The sequence below is a fragment of the Rhizobium beringeri genome (assembly GCF_004306515.1).
GTDB lineage: Bacteria > Pseudomonadota > Alphaproteobacteria > Rhizobiales > Rhizobiaceae > Rhizobium > Rhizobium beringeri.
Genome location: NZ_SILG01000002.1, coordinates 235,099 through 259,898 on the forward strand (window position 1 = coordinate 235,099; position 24,800 = coordinate 259,898).

Annotated in this window: 24 protein-coding genes and 1 pseudogene; 20 read left to right on the top strand and 5 right to left on the bottom strand. The window is 59.4% G+C overall.

What is annotated here, in order from left to right; genetic code table 11:
* Nucleotides 1-933 (bottom strand): ABC transporter substrate-binding protein, encoded by a 933-nt coding sequence (locus ELH03_RS24770; RefSeq protein WP_128403295.1) that lies wholly within the window; start codon nt 931-933, stop codon nt 1-3.
* 505 nt (nt 934-1,438) lie between these two features.
* Between ELH03_RS24770 and ELH03_RS24775 the strand changes: the two genes are divergently transcribed.
* The 6 genes from ELH03_RS24775 to ELH03_RS24800 are packed head-to-tail and all read left to right on the top strand — an operon-like array spanning nt 1,439 to nt 7,514.
* Complete coding sequence (locus tag ELH03_RS24775) at nt 1,439-2,674, top strand: ABC transporter ATP-binding protein (RefSeq protein WP_130766847.1); 1,236 nt, start codon at nt 1,439-1,441, stop codon at nt 2,672-2,674.
* A 5-nt stretch (nt 2,675-2,679) separates the two neighbouring features.
* Entirely contained in the window at nt 2,680-3,720 is a 1,041-nt protein-coding gene (locus ELH03_RS24780) for an extracellular solute-binding protein (RefSeq protein ID WP_128403297.1), read from the top strand.
* Between the two features lie 9 nt (nt 3,721-3,729).
* Nucleotides 3,730-4,557 (top strand): ABC transporter permease, encoded by an 828-nt coding sequence (locus ELH03_RS24785; protein WP_018444758.1) that lies wholly within the window; start codon nt 3,730-3,732, stop codon nt 4,555-4,557.
* On the top strand, nt 4,550-5,371 hold the full coding sequence (locus tag ELH03_RS24790; RefSeq protein WP_128403298.1) for an ABC transporter permease: 822 nt from the start codon (nt 4,550-4,552) through the stop codon (nt 5,369-5,371). Before ELH03_RS24785 ends, ELH03_RS24790 begins: the two co-directional genes overlap by 8 nt.
* 45 nt (nt 5,372-5,416) lie before the next feature.
* On the top strand, nt 5,417-6,841 hold the full coding sequence (locus tag ELH03_RS24795; RefSeq protein WP_128403299.1) for a M24 family metallopeptidase: 1,425 nt from the start codon (nt 5,417-5,419) through the stop codon (nt 6,839-6,841).
* Between the two features lies 1 nt (nt 6,842).
* Nucleotides 6,843-7,514 carry a flavin reductase family protein gene (locus ELH03_RS24800; protein ID WP_128403300.1) on the top strand — a complete coding sequence of 224 codons (672 nt, stop codon included), beginning with the start codon at nt 6,843-6,845 and terminating at the stop codon, nt 7,512-7,514.
* A gap of 331 nt (nt 7,515-7,845) precedes the next feature.
* Here ELH03_RS24800 and ELH03_RS24805 read toward each other — a convergent pair whose 3' ends face one another.
* A complete protein-coding gene (locus ELH03_RS24805) occupies nt 7,846-9,030 on the bottom strand; it encodes an MFS transporter (protein ID WP_130766848.1) in 1,185 nt (394 codons plus the stop codon).
* A 182-nt stretch (nt 9,031-9,212) separates the two neighbouring features.
* The gene (locus ELH03_RS37530; RefSeq protein ID WP_164902111.1) at nt 9,213-9,401 is read right to left on the bottom strand and encodes a hypothetical protein; all 189 of its coding nucleotides are present in this window, start codon (nt 9,399-9,401) and stop codon (nt 9,213-9,215) included.
* Between the two features lie 11 nt (nt 9,402-9,412).
* On the opposite strand from ELH03_RS37530, the pseudogene ELH03_RS38040 reads away from it, so the two are divergent.
* A pseudogene (locus tag ELH03_RS38040) lies at nt 9,413-9,586 on the top strand (blue-light-activated histidine kinase); the annotation flags it as partial.
* Between the two features lie 164 nt (nt 9,587-9,750).
* Here ELH03_RS38040 and ELH03_RS24815 read toward each other — a convergent pair.
* Nucleotides 9,751-10,617, bottom strand: a complete 867-nt coding sequence (locus ELH03_RS24815; RefSeq protein WP_128403302.1) for a helix-turn-helix domain-containing protein — start codon at nt 10,615-10,617, stop codon at nt 9,751-9,753.
* Nucleotides 10,618-10,716: 99 nt separating this feature from the next.
* Here ELH03_RS24815 and ELH03_RS24820 point away from each other — a divergent pair, with 99 nt between their 5' ends.
* From ELH03_RS24820 to ELH03_RS24860, 9 genes are all read left to right on the top strand, one after another.
* Nucleotides 10,717-12,033, top strand: coding sequence for an alpha-glucosidase/alpha-galactosidase (locus ELH03_RS24820; protein WP_130766849.1), 1,317 nt, complete (start codon nt 10,717-10,719; stop codon nt 12,031-12,033).
* Nucleotides 12,034-12,231: 198 nt separating this feature from the next.
* Complete coding sequence (locus ELH03_RS24825; RefSeq protein WP_130766850.1) at nt 12,232-13,026, top strand: DeoR/GlpR family DNA-binding transcription regulator; 795 nt, start codon at nt 12,232-12,234, stop codon at nt 13,024-13,026.
* Nucleotides 13,023-13,982 (top strand): N-acetylglucosamine kinase, encoded by a 960-nt coding sequence (locus tag ELH03_RS24830; RefSeq protein WP_130766851.1) that lies wholly within the window; start codon nt 13,023-13,025, stop codon nt 13,980-13,982. The genes ELH03_RS24825 and ELH03_RS24830 overlap by 4 nt, the downstream gene beginning before the upstream one ends.
* A 31-nt stretch (nt 13,983-14,013) precedes the next feature.
* Nucleotides 14,014-15,270 carry an ABC transporter substrate-binding protein gene (locus ELH03_RS24835; RefSeq protein ID WP_130766852.1) on the top strand — a complete coding sequence of 419 codons (1,257 nt, stop codon included), beginning with the start codon at nt 14,014-14,016 and terminating at the stop codon, nt 15,268-15,270.
* Entirely contained in the window at nt 15,267-16,187 is a 921-nt protein-coding gene (locus tag ELH03_RS24840) for a carbohydrate ABC transporter permease (RefSeq protein WP_130766853.1), read from the top strand. Before ELH03_RS24835 ends, ELH03_RS24840 begins: the two co-directional genes overlap by 4 nt.
* A gap of 20 nt (nt 16,188-16,207) precedes the next feature.
* Nucleotides 16,208-17,041 (top strand): carbohydrate ABC transporter permease, encoded by an 834-nt coding sequence (locus tag ELH03_RS24845; protein ID WP_197730014.1) that lies wholly within the window; start codon nt 16,208-16,210, stop codon nt 17,039-17,041.
* An 11-nt stretch (nt 17,042-17,052) separates the two neighbouring features.
* Entirely contained in the window at nt 17,053-18,006 is a 954-nt protein-coding gene (locus ELH03_RS24850; protein ID WP_128403308.1) for an SIS domain-containing protein, read from the top strand.
* Nucleotides 18,003-19,301 (top strand): D-tagatose-bisphosphate aldolase, class II, non-catalytic subunit, encoded by a 1,299-nt coding sequence (locus ELH03_RS24855; RefSeq protein WP_128403309.1) that lies wholly within the window; start codon nt 18,003-18,005, stop codon nt 19,299-19,301. Before ELH03_RS24850 ends, ELH03_RS24855 begins: the two co-directional genes overlap by 4 nt.
* A 67-nt stretch (nt 19,302-19,368) precedes the next feature.
* Nucleotides 19,369-20,439, top strand: a complete 1,071-nt coding sequence (locus ELH03_RS24860) for an ABC transporter ATP-binding protein (RefSeq protein ID WP_128403335.1) — start codon at nt 19,369-19,371, stop codon at nt 20,437-20,439.
* 111 nt (nt 20,440-20,550) lie between these two features.
* Here the strand turns inward: ELH03_RS24860 and ELH03_RS24865 are convergent, their stop codons facing one another.
* A complete protein-coding gene (locus ELH03_RS24865; RefSeq protein ID WP_128403310.1) occupies nt 20,551-21,231 on the bottom strand; it encodes a redoxin domain-containing protein in 681 nt (226 codons plus the stop codon).
* A 427-nt stretch (nt 21,232-21,658) separates the two neighbouring features.
* On the opposite strand from ELH03_RS24865, the gene ELH03_RS24870 reads away from it, so the two are divergent.
* The 4 genes from ELH03_RS24870 (at nt 21,659) to ELH03_RS24885 (ending at nt 24,798) form a co-directional block, all read left to right on the top strand.
* On the top strand, nt 21,659-22,141 hold the full coding sequence (locus ELH03_RS24870) for an NUDIX hydrolase (RefSeq protein ID WP_128403311.1): 483 nt from the start codon (nt 21,659-21,661) through the stop codon (nt 22,139-22,141).
* Between the two features lie 153 nt (nt 22,142-22,294).
* Nucleotides 22,295-22,576 carry a hypothetical protein gene (locus tag ELH03_RS38680; RefSeq protein ID WP_024321456.1) on the top strand — a complete coding sequence of 94 codons (282 nt, stop codon included), beginning with the start codon at nt 22,295-22,297 and terminating at the stop codon, nt 22,574-22,576.
* A 271-nt stretch (nt 22,577-22,847) separates the two neighbouring features.
* Nucleotides 22,848-23,723, top strand: a complete 876-nt coding sequence (locus ELH03_RS24880) for a DMT family transporter (RefSeq protein WP_128403312.1) — start codon at nt 22,848-22,850, stop codon at nt 23,721-23,723.
* Between the two features lie 160 nt (nt 23,724-23,883).
* A complete protein-coding gene (locus ELH03_RS24885) occupies nt 23,884-24,798 on the top strand; it encodes an ABC transporter permease (protein ID WP_128403313.1) in 915 nt (304 codons plus the stop codon).
* Nucleotides 24,799-24,800: the final 2 nt, after the last annotated feature.

The following is a 24,800-nucleotide window of genomic DNA, read 5'->3' on the forward strand; positions in this document are numbered from 1 at the left end:
TCAATCCGCAGGCATGCTGGCGGCATCATTGACCTTGACGGTCTTCACGGCCAGCGGTCCGAGGCTCCACCTCTTCATGATGGTCTCGTAGGCGCCGGAGTCCACCATCTGCTGCAAGGCGGCGACGACACTGTCGCGCAGCTGCGGATTGTCCTTGGCCGTCAGCATGCCGAGATAACCGACGGCAAGGCGGATATCCGGCAGCGCCTGCAGGCCCTTGCCGTTTCCGGTCTGGTGCTCGGTCGTGTAGACGCTGGTGGCGTAACCGTTGACCGTGGCGTCAGCCCGCCCTGTGCGGACGGCCTGAAGCACATCCGGCATTTTCGGGATCGACATGATGTTGACCGGGGTCGCGCATTTGGCCGATGCCGCCTCGACCATCTTCGCCTGGAAGGTGCCGACGGGAACGGCGACCTTCTTGCCGCACAGATCCTCCGTGCCCTTGATGGCGAGAGGATTGTCCTTGCCGGTCATGATCGTGGTGGCGTCGTACATGTAGTCGATGACGTCGACCTGCTTTTCCAGCTCCGGATCGTCGTTGATTCCCGAGATCGAGATGTCGAAGCGCTTTGCCAATATGGAGGGCACGATCGCCGCACCCGCCCCGACATCGGTCATCTCAACATCGACACCCAGGATGACGCCGAGTGCGGCAGCGATATCGGCATCGATGCCGATCAGCTTGCCATCCTCGCCGTGAAAGCTGATCGGCGGCGTCAGGTCGGTCGCGACCTTCAATACGCCCGATGACTTGATGGAGGGCGGCAGCCCGTCGGCCAGTTTCTGCGTGAGGACGACGCCGGGGAGCTTGGCGACATTGGCATCAGGCGTCATCTTCTCAGCGGCACCTCCGGCGGCATAAGCAGAGGCCGCGATCAAAGAGGCCGTCGCTGCGGCAACCCCGGCCTTCAAGATTTTCTGAATGCGCATCATGTGATCCCCTTTCATTTTTGTACCGGTGAATTCTCGAGATCATCCATGCAATCGCCGTGCCAGCTGCAGTGGTGCGTCAATAATTACCTGATATCAATAGGATTTTTGTTGATGACGGCATTTCGGATAGAGTTTCGCAATATAATTCGCATAAAGTTTCGAACGTATAATGCACAATTTTTACGCTCCCCCGGCCCTGCCGCATCACTTTTGACCGCCTCATTCGCTCACAAGACCCAAAAACACCTCTTCAGATGCCAAATCCCGCGCTTTTCGGCGCTTGATCGCCCGTTCAGGGGCCGTTGCTTTTTCTATCTGATGCCCATTTAATATACGACGCTGGCGAAAATTTATACAAAAACTAAATGCGAATTTCAAATCGTATACGCATTATTATAAACTTTCGCAACTTTATAAGTCGAAAATACTGCTTAGTTTTCATTAACTTGTCTTTGGCGACAAGGACGAACAGCAAAACTGGCATGCCGCTTGCAATTCGTTTCTCATGAACAAGCTCGACGCAAAATTTCTCGCCGGCCCGCATCTCCGTCTTGTGCCGGAGACAGCGCAGCAATCCGTGACCTCGACCCAGAACCAGGGAGGCCCTATGCCAGGCATACCGAATATGGCTGTACGCAAGCGGCTCAGCGTTCAGGGCCTCACCCACAGTTACGGTGGCCAGAACGCCATCAGCGACGTGGCTTTCGATATCGAGGCTGGCGAGATCGTTGCCCTGCTCGGGCCGAGCGGCTGCGGCAAGTCGACCGTGCTGCGTGCCATCGCCGGGCTGATACAGCCGAAGACCGGCAGGATTGTGCTCGGGGATCAAGACCTCGCCAATGTCTCGGCCCGATCGCGCGGCGTCGGCATGGTTTTCCAGAACTATGCCTTGTTTCCGCATCTGACGGTCGCAGAAAACATCGCCTATCCGCTCGCCTGCCAGAAGCTTCCTCGCGCTCAGCGCAAGGAGCGCGTCGAGGAGATGCTGTCTCTCGTCAGGCTCAAGGATTATGGCAACCGCCTGCCGCGCGAACTCTCCGGCGGCCAGCAGCAGCGCGTCGCCGTTGCGCGTGCCATTGCCGGGCGCCCCTCCCTTCTGCTTCTCGACGAACCCTTCGGCGCGCTCGACCGCGCCTTGCGTTTCGATCTGCAGGTGGAGTTGCTGCACCTGCAGAAGACGCTCGGCATCACGACGCTGATCGTCACACACGACCAGGAGGAGGCCCAGAGCCTCGCAAACCGGCTGGTGCTGATGAACGGGGGCAATGTCGAGCAGATCGACACGCCGATGACCGTCTATGACCGCCCGAAGACGCTCTTCGTCAACACCTTCATCGGCCAGGCAAACCTGCTCAATGGAACGGTGCTGCGGCTCGATGCCGAGAGCACGCTGATCGGCCTCGCGAATGACCGGACTCTGCTCCTGCCGCGCCGGCTGAACTTCACCCTCGGCTCGAAGATCACGATCACCTTCCGGCCGGAAGAAGTTCGCCTGTCGACGCAGCCGAGCGAGAGAACCCTGCCTGTTTGCATGACGGTTTCCGTGCCACTCGGCCCATCCCTCGTCCATGACCTTGTTCTGGAAGACGGCACGGGCCTGCGCGCTTCCGAGGTCAGAGGCCCCTCCACATTCATTCCCGAACCGGGAACGAAGCTATTTGCCGAGATCGACACCGCAAGGTGTCACGCCTTTCCGGCCGAACCGGAAATCATGAGTGAAGAAACAGATCAACAGAGGTGAACGAGATGAAGGACTTTCAGATTACCCGTCGTGGGTTCGGTTTCCTGGCGGCCGGTGTCGCCGCATCGGCCATGCTTCCGCTTTCCGCCCGCGCTGCCGGCGGCGGAGCCGTTGCCGCCACTTTCCCAGGCAGCTGGGAGGATGCCTACCGCACAGTGCTGACGCCGATGGTCAAGGATGCAGGCTACGACCTGACGATTGCCCCGGCGATGGCGCAGGACCAGCTTGCCAAGATCATGGCAAGCCCCGGCAACCCGCCCTATGACACGCTGCTGATGTCGCCCGGCCAGATGGCCGTCGCCATCGAGAAGGATCTCATCCAGAAGATCGATCCGAGCAAGCTCAAGAACTGGGGCATGCTCGATCCGTCCTTCCAGGGCGAATACGGCCCGACCGTGACCATCGAAGTCAACGGCATTGCCTACAATCCCGATCTCGTTCCGAAGCCGAAGGGTTATCGCGATCTCTTTGAAAACCCGGCCTACAGCGGCAAGGTTTCCTGGACCGGTTTTGCCTCAAACACCGCCGTCATGGCCTATACCGAGATCGCCAAGATCTTCGGCTCAGGCCCCAACGACATGGACGCCGTCTTCAAGCTGTTCAAGGATCATCCGGAGCATCTGAAGGGCGTGGTCGACAGCACCAACCATCAGATGACGCTGTTCCAGCAGGGCGAAATCGCCGTGTTCATGTGCTCGACCGGCAATGTCGCCCACCTGAAGAGCCTCGGCCTCAACGCCGAGTTCGTCCATCCCGAAACCGGTTCGCCGGCGGCCCCCGTCAACATCCATCTGACCAAGGGCACGGCCAATCTCGATGCGGCCTATGCCTACATGGATGCCGCCATCTCCAAGGCCGCCCAGGACCAGCTCAAGGAACCGCCGACCGAGATGTTCCCGACCAACAAGGACGTGGCGCTGACACCTGGCATCGAAGCCTATGTCACCCGCGACCAGATCAAGACCATGGTCTATCCGGACTGGGTCGCGATCAACAAGAACCGCGACGACTGGATTCGCCAGTTCGACGCCCTCGTTGCCGGTTGAGGTGATGTGATGAAGGCGAGCGGCTTCCCATACGTCCTACCGATGCTGTTGCTTTCCGTGGCGTTCTTCGCAACGCCGCTCGCCGTCCTCGTCGGTTTCAGCTTCGCCGGCTCCGGCGGAGCAACCCTCGAACATTATGCCCGCTTCTTCGGGGACGCGTTCAATTTCCGCGTCCTCGTCAATACCGCAAGGCTCGGGCTCGAAACCGTCATCGGCACGACCTTGCTCGGCGTGCCGATCGCGCTTCTCTACTGGCATGGCGGCCGAAACCTGCGGCAGGTGCTGATTTTCCTGACGCTCATTCCGATGTTGACCAGCAATGTCGTGCGCACCTTCGCCTGGATCGTCATCCTCGGGCGCCAGGGGCCGATCAGCGAAGCGCTGGTTGGGCTCGGCCTCGTGGGCATGCCGACGAGCCTGCTGTTTACCGAACTCGGCCTGGTCATGGCCATGTGCCAGATCGACCTGCCGCTGATCATCCTGCCGCTGATCGCGATCCTGTCACGCACGCCCGTCCAGCTGACGGAAGCCGCCCAGGTTTCCGGCGCCGGTCCCTGGCGCATCCTTGTCACCGTGCTTCTGCCGCTGATGCTGCCGGGCCTGCTGGCAGGCTGGATCCTCGTCTTTGCTAGCACCAGCAGCTCCTTCGTCACCCAGGCCGTCATCGGCGGTGCGCGCAACGTCTATGTTCCGCAGCTGATCTACCGCGAAGTCGGCACGCTGTTCGACTGGCCGCTGGCCTCGGCCATCGCCGTCGTTCTCCTGCTGTCCACCGGTTGCCTGCTGGTCGCCCTTACCATGATGTCCCGTCACAGGAGGTTGGTCGGTCATGCGTGATCGTCGCGAAAATCCCATTCCCGTCATGCTTTACAAGGCATTCGTCTACGGATTTGGCGGGCTCTGCGTCATCTATCTCGTGGCACCCATCGTGATAGCGCTGACGATGTCGTTTACTTCGGGGCAGACATTGAAATATCCGCCGCAGGGCTTTTCGCTCAGGTGGTATGCGGCGCTGCTCGACCCCGTGCGCTCGGCAACCGAACATATCGCCGCCTGGAACTCGCTGAAGATCGCCGGCCTTGCCGTCCTCGGATCGCTGCTCTTTGCGGTTCCGGCAACCATCGGCATGACGCGCATGCAGCGCAGCACCGCCGGCACGATCGAGCCGCTGCTGCTCGCCCCGCTTGTCCTGCCGAGTCTGGTCTACGGCCTTGCCGCTCTGATCGTCGCCAATTTCATCGGCTTCAAGCCGTCGCTCTGGCTGACCGTATCAGGCCATGTCGTGGTCTTCGGGCCGCTGATGTACCGCGCCGCCTCCGTCGTCGCTCAGGGTCTCAACCCCTCGCTTGCCGAGGCATCGACAACCATGGGCGCGAGCTGGTTCATGACACTGCGGCGCGTGACCCTACCGCTGCTGATGCCCGGCATTCTGGCCGGCGCATTCCTTGTATTCATCCAGTCGCTCGACAATGTGTCGGTATCGCTTTTCCTCGCCGACGCGCGAACGACCGTCCTGCCGCTGCGCATGTTCGCGCTGATCGAGGAATCGCTCGATGTGCGCGTCGCGGCAATCTCGGGAATTCTGATCGCCGTGACGCTGGTGGGACTGCTGGTTGCCCGGCGCGTGCTCGCGCCGCCACGGCAGGCCTGAACAATCCGTCATTGACCTATGCCTGAACTTGGAAGGAACAAACTCATGAACATGCGCGCGACAAACGCAGGCGGCTATCGGATGGGATCGCTGCTGGCCGATTTCCAACCGGATTTCGACTTCTCCGCGCCCTTGCCGCTTCCTGTCGAAGAGTTCGAGGATCGCCTTCGCAGAGTTCGCCGTCAGGCGGTCGAAGCCGGTCATGACGCGCTGATCGTCCACGCCGGCAGCGTCGGCTGGTTCCACGCCTCGAATGCCTATCTGCGTTACATCTGCGACTGGATGCGCGAAGGCGTGCTGATCATTCCGACCGATGCCGACAAGGCGATGGTACTTCTCTCCTTCTTCACCCAATCCGTCCTGCTTCCGCCAGGCGGCGAGCCCGTGCTCGTCGACGAGATCTGGCAGATTGGCCCGATCGGCCGCGAATACGCCGACCGCCCCGGCGATTCCGTCCTCAAGACCGCAGAGAAATGCGCCGAGGTTCTCGCCAGTCTCGGTCTTGCCAAGGCCCAGATCGGCAGGATCGGCGACCGTACGTCGCTGACCTTCTGGTCTGCTCTGGACGACCTGCTGCCGAAGAGCAAGTTCGTGGCTGACAACGCTATTCTCGACCGCATGCAGAAGGTCCGCTCGCCGCGCGAGATCGAGATATTCCGCGCCGCCGCCCAGCTGATCAGCATCGGCACGCAGGCTGCCTATCATGTGGCGAAACCAGGCGTGACCGACCATGAAATCCTTGCCGCCTTCACCTATGCGCAGATGGCGCTCGGCGGCGAAACCGGCGACGGCTACCAGATCGGTATCAACGAATTCGGCACCCATTGCGGCAAGCCCTATGGCCGCATCGTCCGGCCCGGCGACCTCATCAACCTCTATATCTCCAACGTCACCTATCGCGGTTATACGGCCCAGACCGCCCGCATGATCGCGGTCGGCGATATCACCAGCCATCAGGAGGATGTGCTTGCCGCCTGCACCGAAGGCGTCAAGCGGGCCGAAAAGCTCATCAAGCCCGGCGCATTGATGCGCGACGTCAACAATGCCGCCTTCGAACCGATGATCGAGCGCGGCATGCTCATGTCACCCGAGGCACGCACGATGCCCTATAACTGGTCGCCTATGGAAGACGGCGGAGCACGCCTGATCCCCAATCAGTATGTGAAGGACATCGACTGGGAGGCGCAGGGCCGCAAGCTCATGCACGTCTATCCGGCAACGCACGGACCGCACAATCCAAACCTCGGCCATTCGGTCGGCATGGCCGGCGGCCAGAACAGCTTCAACATCTCCTCGCACAACTACGACAGGATGGAGGAGGGCATGGTCTTCGTCCTCCACACCCAATGGCTGGAACCGCTGTCGGCCGGCTGCAATATCGGCGACATGTATGTCGTGACCAAGGACGGCTTTGAGAACCTCAGCCGCCATACCCCGCTTGAAACCCACCGCATCGCTGCCGAGGCCTGAGATGACCCATCATAAACAACACATGCATTTCGATTTCGCCAAACTGACCGAGCGCGAGCGTTACAAGATCCTCATCGGCACGGTCATTCCCCGCCCGATCGCGCTGGTGACGACGGTGAGCAAGGATGGCAAGCCGAATGCCGGCCCGTTCAGCTTCTTCAACGTCCTCACCCACGACCCGGCAATCGTCGCCATCGGCGTCGAGAATTATGCCGACATGCGCTTCAAGGATACGGCCCGCAACATCCGCGAAACCGGCGAGTTCACGGTACATATCTGCGATGACGCCCTTGTCGACCGGATGGAGGTCTGCGCCATCAAGTTCGGGCCCGAGGTCGACGAACTCTCGGAAGCCGGACTGGCAACGATACCGGGACAGATGGTCAGAAGCCCACGCATCCTCGCAGCCCCCGCAGCGCTGGAATGCCGCCGCCACACGACCCTGCAGGTCGGCCCCGCCCGCGAAATCATCCTCGGCGAAGTCCTCGGCGTCTATGTCAGAAGCGATGCGGTCAATCCGGCGAACCTGCACATCGACCAGCAACTGATGGACGCCGTCGGACGAATGGGTGGCCATACTTATGCGAGGACGCGCGACCAGTTCGACATCAAGACTCTGACGAAGGAGGAGTGGGCTTTGCGCCAAGAGGTTTCGAATGCGGCCACCGCTTGAACTTGCCACCAATCCGAGATTTTCTTCCACCGACCTTGTCCGATCCTGACGCCGGTATATCGAGCATCAACTCGTTCTTGTCGATCCCGCGAACAATTTGGAGGTCGACAGTTCATATCGCATCAAGGCCAAGGATATTCGTCGCGCGACCATCGACCACCAACTCGTCGCGCAGGAAATCGCCGCCATATCTCGGGCGAGGAACAATGGTGGTAGATTTCGACCAACAGCTCCACCTTGCGAAAAATGGAGCACCGAGCGGCGGCCCAACGGCGTTATCGCCTATGCTTTCGTTGAAACAATCGCGCGGCGGAACCGGCGGCACAATCCGTCATCCGTTGACGCTCCGAACAGTTGCAACACTACCGCCGCCGGCAGTCCGGCGCGTGGCAAGCGCCTTGACCGAAAAGAGCGCGTAGATGATCAGCGGAAGGCAGGCGAGATAGGATGTCCTGATGCCTGCATGTTCGGCAATTAAGCCGAGCAGCGGCGGCGCCAGGAAGAAGACGACAAAGGTCATCTGGCCGAGAGCGGCGACGTTGAGATACGCCGCGCGATCAGTACGCTGGGCCGCCGCCGAGACGGCGAGGGGATAGACCGCGCTGCAGCCGGCGCCCATCAAGGCGAAGCCCGCCAGTGCGACATAGGCATGCGGTGCGCCCCAGACGGCGTAGATGCCAATCGCCGAAAGAACAAGCAGCATCGTGGCGACGGCCCGCGCGCCAAACCGATCGACCAGCGGATCAACGAACAGGCGCGCCAGCGCCATGCAAAAGGTAAAGAGTGTCAATCCCAGTCCGCCGATGAAGGGCTCGACTGAAAACACGTCGCGCATATAGATCGCCGACCAGTCGATCCCGGCACCTTCGACGAGAAAGGCGGCGATGCCGATGACGCAGAGCGGCATTAGCCCCCAGGTAGGAAGCGCTACCAGCGGCGCCTTGCCCTCGTCCACCGTGATCCGCGCTGGCGCATTGCGCATGCCGGTGATCGCCCAGATGCCGATGACAAGGACCGCGACAAAGGTCACGGCGAGATGTAGCTGCATCGAAATACCGGCTTGGCGGACTACCGAAGAGACAAGCGCCGTGACGAAGAAGCCGAGGCTCCAGAAGCCATGGGCTCTGTTCATCACGCCGCGTCCCAGCTGCGCTTCGATGCGGTCGATCTCGACATTGAGATTGATCTCTAGCGCCCCAGCGAGCAGCCCTTCGACGAAAAGCAAAAAGAATACGGCCGGCGCAGCACCGATCCATGGCACCAGCGACAGCAGCGCAGATGTGCCGAGAACTGTAATGAACGCCGTCGTCCGCGCGCCGAGCCGGGCGATCAAGGGCGAAGACAAAGTCAACGAAATCAAGGCGCCGATCGCAGCCCCTATCAACGTCAACCCAAGCTCGGTCTTATCGACGCCAAGCGCAACCTGCAAATCCGGCATCCTCGACAGCAGCGCCCCCAGCGACACAGCGAAGAGAAAGAAGCAGACATAGATCCGCTGCTGCGGCGCAATTTTCATGATGCAACTCCGGGGATTGACGCTTCGAAGCAGAGCAGCGCTTTTGATCTGTGATGAATACCCCACAGGGCCGGAGATCAAAACTTGTTTCTAAGTGGATGCGACGGAGCAGGCGGTTTTGCTTGACATTCTTCGTGATCACTCGCTCGGTCGACTTTTGGAAGGCACGATCCTTGTAATCTTCACGAGCGCCCGCGAAGAGCGCCGGCGGCGATAACGCAGGCCATCGCTCGACCCGCGATCGTCAACGCTACGCCAATCAGGACCTCGAAAGGCTCGACCATGTTCCGGATTATGTACTCCTTTGGGAACCTCTTCGGCAGCACGTCGCGGTCGAAGCCGGTCGGCGAGGGGAACACGTCTTCCGCCACCAGCGCACTGCAGCGTCAATGTTAAAGAACTCATTCACCTGCAGGTGACACCATTCTCCGCAGCACGAGCTTCTTTCAGCGGTCAGGATATGAGACTCCCGGCGCCGGTTGTCCAGCGACTCGCGCTCGTACTCCACGAACTCGCTGTCAATGCGGCCCGTCACGGCGCGCTTGCAGGTGCACGACTTTTACTTCTCCGATTTTCCTTTGATGGGTCGCTCGGCACCAGCATCAGACGCTGAATTAGCTGATCTGCTCCACCGCCAATGCGCCAGCATCTACGTGGGTTCCATAAAAAAAGCGTTATGTCGCCAGCACTCGAACTCGCGGGTGTGCGGTTCGAATCCCATCAAGGCGCCGGATTGTTCCTGGAGTTCACCGCTTCTCGGAAATGACGGGGGGTCGTGCCCGTTCGCTCCTTGAAAATCTCGTAGAAGCGACTGCTGGAACCAAACCCGCAGTCAAAACCGATCTGGAGGACAGGATCCTCCGTGTCTGTCAGAAGCTGCATCGCCCGGGCAATCCGATGTCGGGTCAGGTATTCGTTGACTGATATTCCGAGAACCTTTCGGAAAGCGCTGTTGGCAGTGCTTGGATGCATTCCCGCAAGCTTGGCGAGATCGGGTACGCTCACCGGATCTGCGTAGCGGGAATTGATGAGGTCGATCAGCAGCTCGACGTGGCGCACTGCGTGGCCAGCCAACGATGTCGGAGAGACATGGGTTGGCGAATTGTCGATTTCAGCATTGTCCAGAATCAGGCGACGTATTCGCAGTCGAACCTCCTCCACGACCAATTTCCGTCTTGCCGCACTGCCGCCCTGCCATTCCTTTTCCCATCGTGGGAGTGTCAACGCATCCATCGTTTCCTGATTTGCCTGCGCCAGAAACCTCCCCTGCATGATCGACTGCCTGGCCTTTCTGTCCACCGGCAGACCCAGGAAATCGATGAGGGGAAGATAGAGGCATACGAGCGGCGCGTTGTCGGCAACGGCGATCGTCTGATGGGGAATTGCGGCCCAGAATAAAACCAGGCGGCCGGCCTCAACCCGTTCCTGCCTTCCATTGAAAAGGTAGGTCATCTGGCCTGCCATGAGCAGGTTTAATTCAACGTGGTCGTGCCAATGCGGTGCGGCCATCGCATCAGCGATGTGACGCTCGATCAGGAACTGCCCTCGGGATCCAATCCATTCGCCGCGGCTTTGGGTATGTTTCATTTGTAGAAGACTCGAATCCCGGAATTAATAGGCCGATGTCAGGAGGAAATTCTTATCTAGAAGGAGCAATAAGCAATCACAACCGATGGGGAGATTGCAATGCCGAAGATTTGTCTGGTTGGCGCTGGTAGCACCGTTTTCGCCCAGAACATTCTGGGAGATGTCCTGTCCTCGCAGAGAGGGGGCGACTACGTCATCAGCCTCTTCGATATCGATCCAGAGCGACTGAAGACGTCAGAGATCGTCGCTCGCCGGATCTGCGAGTCGCTTAAGCTTTCAAGTGTCAGGATCGACGCCACGCTCGACCGGCGGGAAGCGCTGCGCGGGTCGGATTTCGTCATCCTCATGATGCAGGTCGGTGGCTACAAGCCGGCTACCGTCACGGACTTCGACATTCCGAAAAAATATGGCTTGCGTCAGACGATCGCCGACACCCTTGGCATCGGGGGTATTTTCCGCGGTTTGCGGACGATACCAGTCCTTGAGACGATCTGCCGAGACATGCAGGAGGTTTGCCCGCAGGCTCTTCTGATGCAGTACGTCAACCCGATGGCCATCAACTGCTGGGCGATCAAGGATCTGGCCCCGGAAATCCGGACCGTCGGCTTGTGTCATAGTGTGCAGCACACAGCCGGGCATCTCGCGCAATGCCTCGGCGAGGACATTGCCGACGTGAACTACGTTTCGGCTGGCATCAATCACGTCGCCTTCTTCCTGAAGTATGAGAAAGTTCACAGCGACGGACGGCTGGAAGATCTCTATCCGAGACTGAACGCTCTCGCCGCCGATGGACGCGTTCCGCCGGACGATCGGGTGCGGTTCGATGTGCTCAAACGGCTCGGCCACTTCGTCACCGAATCCAGCGAGCATTTCTCCGAATATACCTCCTGGTACATCAAGGAGGGGCGAGGGGATCTGCTCGATCAGCTCAATATCCCGTTGGACGAATACATCCGGCGCTGCGAGGTGCAGATCAAAGAGTGGCATGCCTTGCGGAAGGAACTGGAAGGCGACAAGCCGATCGAGGTGCGCCGCAGCAATGAATATGCGGCCGGCATCATTCATGCCGCCGTCACTGGCAACCCGGCACTGATATACGGCAACGTCCCAAACAACGGCCTGATCGAGAATCTGCCCGCTGAATGTATCGTGGAAGTGCCTTGCCATGTCGACAGAAACGGAATTCAGCCGGTCCGGGTCGGTCGGATCCCCTCTCAGCTTTCCGCCGTCATGAACTTGAGCGTTTCTGTTCAGCAGTTGACGGTCGAGGCGGCTCTTACAAAAAACCGCGAGCGCATCTACCAAGCCGCTCTACTCGATCCGCATACGTCTGCGGAATTGTCTCCAGACCAAATCTGGAACCTTGTCGACGACCTGATCAATGCGCACGGCGATTTGTTGCCGAGATATCAGTGAGATCCCGCGGGTAAGCCAGCCACAAGCGCTGCTGCGGATGGCAGTTCATTCGTTATTGACGCGCCGTGAATTCACGGCGCGTCTTTTTCATTCCGGCTCCCACCCAATAAATCATAAAACGTCAGAAAATTGATTGACACTGATCATTTGAAATGAAAATGTGATCGAAATTGGGATTGGCCGTGAGGGAGATTTTCGTTGAGCCAAGCAGTCGGAGTGAAGGTCGATCGGCTGGATGCCATTCGCAGCCACCTCTACGCGAACGGCTTTTCGACCATCCAGGCTCTTGCCGATGCGATCGGAGCATCGCTTGCCACGGTTCGTAGAGACCTGCAGATCCTTGAGCAGGAGGGGGCCATTGATCGCGTGCATGGTGGAGCGCGCATTGCCGAAGGATCATCGGTTGAGGTTGCATTTCAGGAGCGGGAAAAGCGCCATCTATCGGCCAAGCGGGCGATTGCCACCGCGGCCTACGATCTGCTTCATCCGCGTACAGCAATCTTTCTCGACGCGGGAACGACCGTCCTGCAGCTTGCGCGCCTCGTTCGCATCAACCCCATGCCGCTCAGGATATTCACCAATGGCCTGACGGTAGCGCAGGAGTTCCTGAATATCCCGAATTTGGAGGTGGTGCTTCTCGGCGGTCAGCTGCGTAGCGAGAACGCGTCGCTTGTCGGACCTCAGGCGGAGGCAATGCTGGAAACATTGTGGTTCGACCAGCTCTTTCTTGGCGCCAGCGCCATTAGTTCCGACGGGGCGATCTACAGCGTGGACAGTGCGGAAGCGAGCCTCAACCGGCGCATGCTGGCTCGGTCGGCCAATCGTTTCGTCCTGGCCGATTCCTCGAAATTCGGAACCACCGCGACCTACAAGGTCGCGCCGCTGGACACCGCGAAAGTCATTACCGATTCCGGGCTTTCGCGGCACTGGCGCGACGAGCTTGTCAACTTCGGCGTCGACGCGACGATCGCCGACCTGAGGGCGAAAGCGTGAGCGAGGCGCTGATCCTCGGCATCGACGGTGGCGGAAGCAAGGTGCTGGTTGCCCTCGCTGACAAGCGTGGCCGGATATTGCGGCGTTCCCACGGCCACGGGGTCAATCCCATGGACAATCCCAATTGGCTCCAGGAGTTGGAGCAGCATCTCCTTCCCTTTCGCGGTGAAGGAAATCTGGCGGCCGTCGCCGCAGCGCTGCCCGCCTACGGGGAGGTTGAACGCCTATCGGTTCTACAACGGGATGCGATCGAGCGCCTATTCCCGAACATCCACCGGCGCGTCCTCAACGACGTCGACGCGGCGCACCTTGGTGCTTTTGCGGGCGAGCCGGGTATCCTCATTCTTTCCGGCACGGGTTCAATGGCATGGGCGCGCAACTCTGAAGACCGGTCGGCGCGGACCGGCGGCTGGGGAGATCTCATCGGCGATGAGGGCAGCAGCCATTGGATCGGGCGCAGGGCGCTCAACCTTGTCAGCCAAAGCTTGGACGGGCGTGCTCCGGCAACGGCTCTCGCAAAGGCCTTGTTTGACCACCTTCGCATCGACCCGAGCAATCCCATGAATGGCCTCGGCGATTGGGCCAGCTCCTTGGCGAACCCACGGGCAGACATTGCAGCAATTTCGGCCCTCGTCGATCAGGTCGCACTTGGCGGCGACAAAGGGGCGATCGCGTTGATCGAGCAGGCCGCCGATGAACTGGCGAAGCATCATGAGGCAATTGCCGGCCATTGTGGTCCGGATGCCGACTGGACCTATGCCGGCGGTACTTTTTCGAGCCGGCTTCTTTTGGAGGCGCTTGAACGCCGAATTGGCAGGCCTCCGGCTTTGCCGAAACTTCCCCCCATTGGCGGTGCGCTCCTGGCTGCCGCCCAGCTTCTCGACTGGCCGTTAGACGACGGCTGGTTCGGGCAAATCGTGGCCACGGCCGAAGGCGGTGACCGCGCATCCCAGTGAATTGAGCTCAAGAATAATGAAGGATGGGAACATGCATAAATTGATCTTGCCTCTACTTGCATCAGCAGCTCTGGTAATCGCCGCACCTGCTCTTGGCCAGGACGCCAAGCCGCTTGCCGGCCAGTCGATCACAGTGCTCATGCCATCGCCGCAGGGACCGGATATCGCCTCTGACTTCGAGGCCGAAACCGGCATTCACGTCGACCTGCAGACCTTGTCCTGGGACGACATCCGCCCGAAGCTGGTGACGGCTTTGGTTGCCGGTACAGCGCCGGCTGATGTGACCGAGTTCGATTGGTCCTGGACCGGTCAGTTCAGCGCCGCCGGTTGGTATATGCCGCTTGACGATGTGATCGACGCCGACACCGTGAAAGATATCGGCGTTGCTAAGATCTTCACCGTCGACGGCAAGTTATTGGGAATTCCCTACACCAACGACTTCCGGGTGATGCTCGTCAACAAGAAGCATTTCGCGGATGCAGGCATCACCGAGATGCCGAAAACATTGGACGCCCTGGTTGCTGCAGCCAAGAAAATCAAGGAAAAGGGCATTGTCGAGTATCCGATCGGCCTGCCGGTTTCAGCAACCGAAGGCGCGTCAACGAGCTGGTACTTGCTGACCAAGGCCTTCGGTGGCGAACTCTTCGACAAGGACTTCAATCCGCTCTTCACCTCGCCGGATTCGGCTGGTTACAAGGCGCTTGCTTTCGAGCTGATGCTCCTCAAGGAAGGGCTGGTCGATCCGGCGTCTACCGGCCTGAAAGACAGCCAGATCAATGAGAGCATGTTCGGGCAGGGCATCGCCAGCATCATGATCTCCGGAGAGCCCGGTCGTCTCGGCCAGATGAACGACCCGAAGCAGTCGAAAGTCGCCGGCCAGGTTGAAGCGATCCTCGTACCGACGGCGAGTGGTGAAACGCGCAGTTTCGGCCTTCCAGAAGCGCTGGCTATTCCAAACGTCTCTCCCAACAAGGAGGCGGCGATCGCTTTCGTCAAATGGTTCACCAGCAAGGACTTCCAGAAGAAGAATGCCGTGAACGGCTTCCTGCCGACCCGCACGTCGGCGCTTTCCGAACTCAACGAGTCCGGAAAGCTGAACAGCGGTGACGCTCTCGTGGCGCAGTCCAAAACCGTTGAGCCGCTCTTCCCGCAAGGCACGCCGCCTTGGTATCCGCAATTTTCCAGCGGCGTAAACACAGCGATCAATAGCTCTGCCAAAGGACAGATGAGCGTCGACCAGGCGATGGAGGCTATCGCTTCCGCCGCCAAGCAGGCGATGGCGCAATGACAGCTTTGGCGTCCGAAGGGGCCCCGAGCAAGCGTGGGGTCGGCTTCAACGCCGACGCCACGCTCGGCTTGCTGTTGGTGTCGCCCATCGTTATCACGATGGCAGCTTTGGTCTTCTACCCGATGGGAAGAACCATCTGGGACAGCCTGCACAGGGTCAACCCCATGCAGGCCGGCACTCCATTCGTCGGCCTGGAAAACTACAGCAGAATGCTATCGGATGGCCAGCTCGCGACCACCTGGAGCAACACGCTCACATACGTTGTTCTGGCCGTCGTCGCCGAAACCGTGTTCGGCGTTCTTGCCGCCGCTCTCATCAATCAGATCAAGGTCGGGCGGCAGTGGGTGCTCGCAGCAGTGATCTTGCCTTGGGCGCTGCCCGGCGTTGTGAATTCGGTCATTTGGCTTTGGATTTATCAACCTGGCGCGGGTCTGTTGAACGGCATTCTTTCGGCGCTCGGGCTTCCCTTCGAAAATCACGTCTGGTTCAACGATCGCACCAGCGCCATCGTCGCCGTAACAATCGTCCACGTCTGGCGCATGATGCCTTTGACGATCGTCATTGTCCTTGCGGCGATGCAGAGTATCCCTGCCCATCTCTATGAGGCTGCGCGGATCGATGGAGCCACGCGCGTTCAGATGTTCACATTGGTAACTCTTCCTCTGGTTCGCAGTGCGATCGCTGTCGCCATGACGAACGCAACCGTGAACGCTTTCAATCTCTTCGACGAGGCCTGGGTTCTGGCCGGTGCCAGCCTCGAGACCCGACCGGTGCTCGTCCAGATCTACCTCGAAACCTTCCAGAATCTCCGTTTCTCGTATGGCATGGCGCTATCGGTCGTGATCACTCTCGTTTCTCTGCTGATTTCGCTGGTCTACGTCCTTCGTGTCTACCGCAGCACACGGTTCGACTCATGAAATCCACTATTGCCTATCGAATGATGATTTGGGCCGGCGTCGGCGTCCTGTTGATCTGGTCTTTAGGGCCGATCTACTGGACCATCGCGAGTTCGGTTACGCCCAGCGACGACTTTTCGACCCGACCGATCAACTTCTTCCCGCAGCACTTTACGCTCGATCACTACTCCCGGCTGCTCGGCATCAATATTGCGCGGATCGGAGGTGTGGAGGTATTCAAACAGTTCCGGGCCGCGTTGCTCAACAGCGTGGTGACATCAATCGCTGCCACCCTGCTTTGCGTCGCGATATCCTCTCTTGGAGCGTACGCGTTCACGAGGCTTCAGTTTCCTGGCCGGAAAGTGCTTTTTGTCGCCGTCGTCGCGACGCTGGCCATTCCTGCCTACGCAGTCTTGATCCCGCTCTATCAGATCATGATCAAGCTGCATCTCGTCGATACCTATGTGGGCGTCTCGCTGATCTATGTCTCGGCCTTCCTGCCCCTGTCGTTATGGCTGCTGCGGAGCGTGTTCGAAGCGCTTCCGATCGCACTGGAAGAGGCGGCGCAACTCGACGGAGCCGGTCGGCTCTACATCTTCTTCAATATCGTCCTGCCGCTGGCCGGACCGGGTCTGACGGCAGCGGCGATCCTCACCTTCCTTGGCGCCTGGGGGCAGTATCTCGTACCGCTCATTTTCTCGCCGCAGGCAACGAAGCCCCTAACGGTTCTGATCCCGGAATTCGTAACGAAGAACTTCATCGACTACGGCCTCATCACCGCGAGCGGCTCGATCGCCATCGTCATTCCCGCCCTCGTCGTCATTTTCCTCAACCGTTACCTCGTCAGCGGCCTGTTGGCTGGTTCTGTCAAATAATCGGAGACTTCATGAGCACGACCGAAAAGGTTATTTTCGAGCAATTTCCTTACTGGGAGAAGGCCATTGAATTGAATTCAGCCGACGACCGCGCGGAGCTGCTCGTCTTCGTCGGCTGCGGCACATCCTTCAATCTCGCGCTCTCGCTGGCAGCCTATGCCAATATGGCCGGACGCAAGGCAATCGCGGTCCCTGGTGCCGAATGGCAAAACCGGCCGTCGGCCTTCTGGCCGGAGTGGCGCAACACGCACGTCGTCGCGCTTTCCCGGAGCGGCGAGACGACAGAAACAGTCGCCGCCGCAAAGGCAAGCCGGGCCGCCGGCGCCTTCGTGACGGCGATAACCGTCGAACCGGAAAGCTCTCTTGCGAAAAATTGCGATCGGATGGTCGCGGCCGAAACCCATCCGGACGAAGGTATTGTCATGACGGTATCGGCAAGCCTCATGGTCCTTCTCGGTTTGCAGATGATCGGGCAGAAGGTTCCTGCCTCTGTCGTGAATTCGGCCCGCCAGCTCGCCAGCGCTCTCGATGCCGCGCTGCCTGGAATTATCGCGGACCGGTCGCACTTCGTCTTTCTCGGTGGGGGCCCCCTCTTCGGCGTCGCCCTGGAAGGAGCGCTCAAGCTGATGGAAATGAGCCAGATCATGACCCAGGCCTTCCACCCGCTGGAATACCGGCATGGGCCGATCAGCCTCGTTGACGGGAAGACGGTTGCGGTCATGCTGTACAGCTCCGACCAGAGGGAGGCGGAGACGAAACTGGTGGGAGAACTGAGAGAAAAAGGCGCGGTTGTCATCGGTGTAGGTGGTCCAGGCGATCTGGAACTCGCCGTTGATGTCGATCTGTCGCTTGCGGGTCTCGTTGTCCTTCCGGCGCTGCAGGTCCTCGGCGAACGGGCCGCGCAGGCTCGGCAAATCGATACGGTTTCTCCCCGTCACCTGACGAAGGTCGTGACGCTCGCATGACGTCGATCGAAGAGAACCGGCAGATCGCGCTGCGAAAGCTTTTCGGTGCCCGGAACCTGCCTTTTCCCCATGGCGTCACTTCGGTCTGCTCGGCGCATCCACTGGTCATCGAGGCAGCCCTTCGGCGTGCCGGCATGGAGCACCGGGCGGTCCTCATCGAAGCCACCTGCAATCAGGTTAATCAGGAGGGCGGCTATACTGCGATGACGCCGGCAGACTTCCGCAGGTTCATCGAGGACATCGCCGCAGCGACTGATTTTCCAGCCGAACGCATCATCCTGGGAGGCGATCACCTCGGTCCCAACCCATGGAGAAAATTGGCGGCCGAGGAGGCAATGCTGCGCGCCGCGGCTATGGTGACGGCCTATGTCGAGGCAGGGTTTGAAAAGATTCACCTGGACACGTCGATGGGCTGTGCCGGTGAACCAACGGCGCTCGATGACGAATTGACCGCGGCGCGGGCCGCTCGATTGGCAAAGGCCGCTGAGGAGGCCGCTCTTCGTTCAGGCCGCCGCCCACCGGTCTATATCATCGGAACCGAGGTGCCGCCTCCAGGTGGCGCAACGCACGCACTCGAAGAAATCGAAATTACGCGGGCCGATGCGGCGATGAAAACCCTGGCGGTTCACCGGGCGTCGTTTGCCGCAGCAGGTTTGGCGTCGGCAATGGAGCGGGTCATTGGGATAGTAGTTCAGCCGGGTGTGGAGTTTGGCAACACGGACGTGGCGCTCTACAAGCCTGAACGGGCCAAAAGCCTCATTCGTTCGCTGGACGACATGCCGGGCTTGGTTTTCGAAGCACATTCCACCGACTACCAACCGGCCGAAGCCTTGTCTGCTCTCGTTGACGGCGGCTTTGCAATCCTCAAGGTCGGACCAGGGCTGACTTTCGCGCTGCGCGAAGCGCTGTACGGTCTCGATGCGATCGCTGATCTACTTGCAGGGAAGACGCCACGAACAGGACTGGTGACGACCATGGAAAAAATCATGGTTGAGCAACCGGCAAGCTGGGCGGGCCACTATGGCGGCAGTCCCGATGAGCAGCGACTGCAACGGCATTTCAGCTATAGTGATCGAATTCGCTATTACTGGCCGGATCCTCGAGCATCCGCCGCGGTCGGTGAATTGTTCAGCCGGCTTCCTGATGAAATTCCCGAAACTCTGATCAGCCAATATCTCGGCCGACTGTATTCTGATGTGGTGTCAAAGCGGGTCGCTCCGAAGGCCCGCGAGCTCTGCCTTGCTGCGGTCGATGCGGTATTGGCGCCTTATTCGGCCGCCACCACAAGCCAATGAGCAATCGACAGCCGTGTCAGACGAGCGGCTGCATCCTGAAGATATCAATATTCAGCCGGAGAAAGTTATGGCGTCAGTAAGTGTGGCGAATGCCCGCAAGAGCTACGGTCACTTCGAAGTTCTGCATGGTGTGGATATTGATATCCAAGACGGCGAATTCGTTATCCTGGTCGGTCCTTCCGGGTGCGGGAAGTCGACATTGTTGCGGATGATCGCCGGCCTCGAAGAGATTTCGGCTGGTCGGATTTCGATCGGCAGCAAGGTCGTAAACAATGTCGCGCCAAAAGAACGCGATATCGCAATGGTTTTCCAGTCCTATGCGCTCTACCCCCATCTGACAGTGGAGGCGAATATGGGTTTTTCGCTGAAGCTGGCCAAAGCACCCAAAGCACAGACCAAGCAGCGTGTTCGAGAGGCCGCTGAAATTCTCGGGCTTGAGCATCTACTCGACAGATATCCGAGAAACCTGTCGGGTGGCCAACGCCAACGTGTGGCGATGGGCCGTGCGATCGTTAGAAATCCGCAGGTCTTCCTGTTTGACGAACCATTGTCGAACCTGGACGCGAAGCTGCGGGTGCAGATGCGTTCCGAAATCAAGCAACTGCATCAGCGACTGAAGACAACGACCATTTACGTCACCCACGATCAGATCGAGGCGATGACGATGGCCGATCGGATTGTTGTGATGCGGGACGGCTTCGTCGAGCAGATAGGCTCGCCGCTGGATCTCTATGACCGGCCGGCAAACCTTTTCGTGGCCGGCTTCATCGGTTCGCCGGCGATGAACCTTATTCGAGGGCAGGTCAGCACCTCGGGACCGCTGGAGTTCATCGTGGACGGCGGAGGTAGGTTGCCATTGCCCGAAGCAGCGTCGTTGGAACGCGGCGCGCAGATTATCTACGGCATTCGCCCTGAGCATCTCACAATCGGACAAGGTCCTGCTGCCGCTGAGGTCGTCCTCGTTGAGCCTACCGGTGCTGAGATCCAGATAACCACGAAGTTTGGCGCCGATCACCTCGTTGCGACGGTAAGAGAACGCCTTGATCTCCGCGCCGGCGACCAGATCGTCATTGCCCCAGATCTCAGCAAACTGCATCTGTTCGATGCAAAAACCGAAAAGCGGTTGAGGTCCGTCTAACCTGATGATTTTCCGGCAGAACGTGACATGGAATTCAAGCTGATGACAGGTCGGAGAGTTGCCCTCATTCGACATCGTGCAGCAACGCTGGCCGGGCGGGTTCGCTGCAGGTCAGCGTCCAAGGCTGCCGGCGGCGGCGATGATCTCCGCCGCGGTCGGGAAGATCGAGAGGCTGTTCGGTCCGTCGAGCGCCTCGATTTGGGTCCAGCCGATGGTGCCGTTCGCATTGACCAGGAAGTGCCCGACGAGCTGGGTAGCGTGGTTCGCGAAGATCGCATTATCGGCCTCGTCAAGCTCGAAGCCATCCTTGGCGTTGAGTACAGTGTTGGCTTCCATCGGGTGCAGCGGTTCCGGCAGCTCGCCCGTGGGGTTGATACGTGCCGCCTGGAACTGCGCCATCGTTGCACCATAGGGCCATTCGGGCTGCTCGCAGCTCCCTTCGGGCAGGAACTCGCCATGCGGCACACCGTAGGCTTCATGCGTGCGGCAGTCCGGGTCACACAGAAGCGTTATTGGCGTCGGCCGGTGGCGGAAATACAGGCGGGCACGTTCCACCGGCGTGTTGATGACGGCCACGGTCTCCACACCGGCGGCGCGCAGGGTCGGCTGTACGCCGGCAAGTTGTTCTAACTGGCGCCGGCAGAACGGGCAGTGCAGCCCGCGAAAGAACCCGATCACGAACGGGCGACCGCTCAAGTCGGCGAAAGAGACGGTTCCGTCGAAGTTGGCCGTGGCTAGTGCGAAGGCGGGGGCAGTTTCTCCTGGTTGCAGAGGGCGTTTCTGGTCTCCCATGGAATAATTCCTTTGTCGCATCGTCCAGGTGGACGACCGAAATTTAACTATATCACTTGTCGCAAGAAGGCCCAGCGTTCGATGCTGAGATCGCCGAATGTGGTTCGGCATGGCATTTGCCGCTCCGACCGGCGTCGAAGCTGACCCTTTCATTGAACCGCCTGACGTCGTCGAGAGCTTGCCGGTATCGATCGCCGTTCCTATCTTATTTAGAACAGACTAATGGAGCAACGAGATGGCGGAGCTTGTGGCTGACACTCTATTCGACACGACGATCGAGATCATTCCTCCGGAAGATACAAAAGAACAACCAGACAGTGCTGCTTGCCTTTGCTGCAAGCGCCGGCGTCGGTGGATGGACGATGACGGCTGCGGCATCTGTGAGGAATGCCTGGCCTCGTGATCGACACAAGAAGGGCACAAGGCGATGGTACTCCGCAGCGCCGGACTTCTGATATACCGGCACGTTTCCGGGGACATCGAAGTCCTTCTCGTCCATCCGGGCGGTCCTTTCTGGGCCAGGAAAGACGAGGCTGCGTGGTCGATCCCGAAGGGGCTGGTCGAGCCTGGAGAAGACGAGCTCGCGGCGGCAATAAGGGAGACTGCCGAAGAGCTGGGTGTAGCAGTCGATGGCAGGTTCACACCGTTGGGCGAATACCGACAACCTGGCGGAAAGATAGTTATCGCTTGGTCGATCGAAGCCGATCCGGTACTGGACGTGAATGCGATACAGAGTTCCGAATTTCAAATGGAATGGCCGCCACGGTCAGGCCGCGTAAAGAGCTTTCCGGAGGTTGATCGCGCGGGGTGGTTTTCCCTGTCCGACGCAGCCATAAAGCTCTTGAAAGGGCAGCGACCAATGCTTCCCGGCCTCCTGACACATCTGGAACGATCGGCCCGAAGTTTTTGATTGAGCCGTCATCTCGCTGCACTCATGCGTAAGGTGCGCGGCAGCCATGAGTTGCTTCTGAAGACAACCATCCTATCTGACAGTCACCGCCATGTGACTGAAATCGAGAAATTGGAGCTGCGATCCGCCTTGGGCACGCGCGAGGAGACAATCATGAACGGCATTTCCAAAACCCTGAACGACATGACGCTTGTCGAACGCTCGAGCCTGCTCGACACCGTCGCCGACGCGTTGGAAGCAACTGCCGAGGAGGCAGAAGGTGAGGGCGACGCCCGCTTCGTCGCCAACTCCATTTGCGTCGCGAATACGATTCGCGGACTATCCGGCGATCTCACGCCGCGCGATCTGCAGGCGGCCGAGTTGCTCCTTGAGCAGGGCATCATGCTCGTCCACCAATTCTCGAACCGGGCGAAAACGAACGGAGTGCTCCACTAGCCGAGGGCGAGGGCGGCCCTGTCAGAAATGCGCTCTGTCAGTGTGGACGGCGGCAGATGGAGTGAGATAAAGCCGTTAATCCGCGCCGGGGATAACGGATCTACCGGCCCCTGGTGAGAACGAGCGGTCTTCGCCGTGGCACCGTTGGGTGCCCGGAGATTAGCAGACACGCCAGGAAGGCTTTATTTCCAATGGATTGCCGGTTCAACGCGCAGCTGTATCGAAAGGCCGATATAGCAGGGTTCAGCTTTGTTCGATCAGGAGAAGCGTGATGCAGCCTGGTCGCACAAGCCTTGCCGTATGCATGATGGTGGCCGCCGCTTTTCTAAATAGTCTCGACGCAGTCATCGTACGCTTGCTGGCTGGCGACGTGCATCCATTGATGATCGGCTTTTTCCGGTCGTTTTTCGGACTTCTTGTCGTCACGCCCTGGATTGTGTCACGGGTCGACCTGAAAGCCTCACCCTATCGTGTTCTGCATGTCGTGCGTGCGGGTCTGAAGCTTGCCTCATTGGTCGCATTGTTCGTCGCCTTTGCGCATGCGCCACTCGCCGATGCCACGGCAATCAATTTCACCATGCCCATGTTTCTCGTTCTCGGTGCGTGGCTGGTGCTCAAGGAACATGTCGGCATCTCCAGCGTGGCTGGTATTGTCGCAGGTTTTATCGGCGTCATGATCATCATTCGCCCTGGAGCGTCCGGTTTCGACCAATGGCTGCTCTTTGCACTGGCAGGAGCAGTCTTGACGGCGGCCAGCCAATTGATGCTGCGGCGGATGGCATTGAGGGATAGTGCGGACCGACTGGTTGCATGGAATCTGATAGCGACGGTGCCGCTTGGCGTGATCGTCATGCTGCCGGTCTGGTCAATGCCGACTTGGAGCCAACTCGGGCTGCTTGCCATGCAAGGAGCCCTCGGCGCACTGAACATGACGCTGATCACACGTGCCTTCGGCATGGCGGCTGCAAGCGTTCTGGCACCGCTCGACTTTCTCCGACTGCCCGTTGTGGCCCTGATGGCCTTCTCATTTTTCGCGGAAGTTCCGGCGGCACAGACCTGGATCGGCGCGGCGGTGATCATCGGCGCGGCGATTATTGGAACCCGCGGCATGACATGGCGACGCAAGCCGCCGGTTGATAAGCCCTGATCATTTTTGGGGTTCACAAAAATTCTAGATGCACTAATATTTCAGTTGTAGCGACTGGTCTTCGAGCCGTGCCCGTTGCCGGAGGGGTATGACAGGCGGCTTCGGTACCGACGAAGACGAGACATCACGACCCCTATGGGTTTCACTCGGGAGGAGTGGCATGAAGAGTTTCATCGGCAAACGCGCGATCGCCAGTGGCGTATCGCTCGTGGTGCTTATCGTCATCGTGTTCTTCCTCTCCCGGTTGACGGGCGATCCGACCGACCTCTATCTGCCGATCGACGCGACCACGGAGATGCGCCAGCAATTCCGTGAGATGAACGGTTTCAACGATCCGTTGATCATGCAGTTCGGCCGTTATGTCTCGGATCTTGCACAAGGCAATTTCGGTCAATCACTGCGACAGGCCCGCCCTGCCATGGATGTCGTGCTGGAGGCATTCGTCTGGACCTTCTGGCTGGCTGTCATCACCATGGTGCTGGTCACGATCGCCGCGATCGTCATCGGTTCGCTCGCGGCGTTTCGTGTCGGCGGCGTCTTCGACCGTCTTGCCACCTTCTTCTCGTTGATCGGCGCTGCTGCGCCGGATTTCTGGCTGGCCATCGTGGCGATCGTCATTTTCGCCGTCAAACTGCATGCCCTGCCGACATCGGGAACGGGAACTTTCTGGCACTGGATCCTGCCGGTCAGCGTGCTGTTCATCCGGCCTTTCGGCCTGATCCTGCAGGTGGTCCGCGGCTCGATGATCAGTGTTCTGTCTTCCGCCTATGTGAAGACGGCCCGCGCCAAGGGGGTCCGCTCGAACTCAATCATCTTCATTCATGGATTGCGCAACGCCATGCTGCCGGTGATCACCGTTATCGGCGACCAGGCGGCCGCCATCTTGAACGGTGCCGTTGTCGTCGAGACGGTGTTTGGCTTTCCTGGCATCGGCAAGCTGATGATCGATTCCATTTTGCTTCGCGATTTTGCCGTCGTGCTGGCCGTCATCATGGTCTCGGCACTGGCGATCTTCATCATGAACCTGTTGATCGACATCGCCTATGCGCTGCTCGATCCGCGTATCCGGTATTGAGC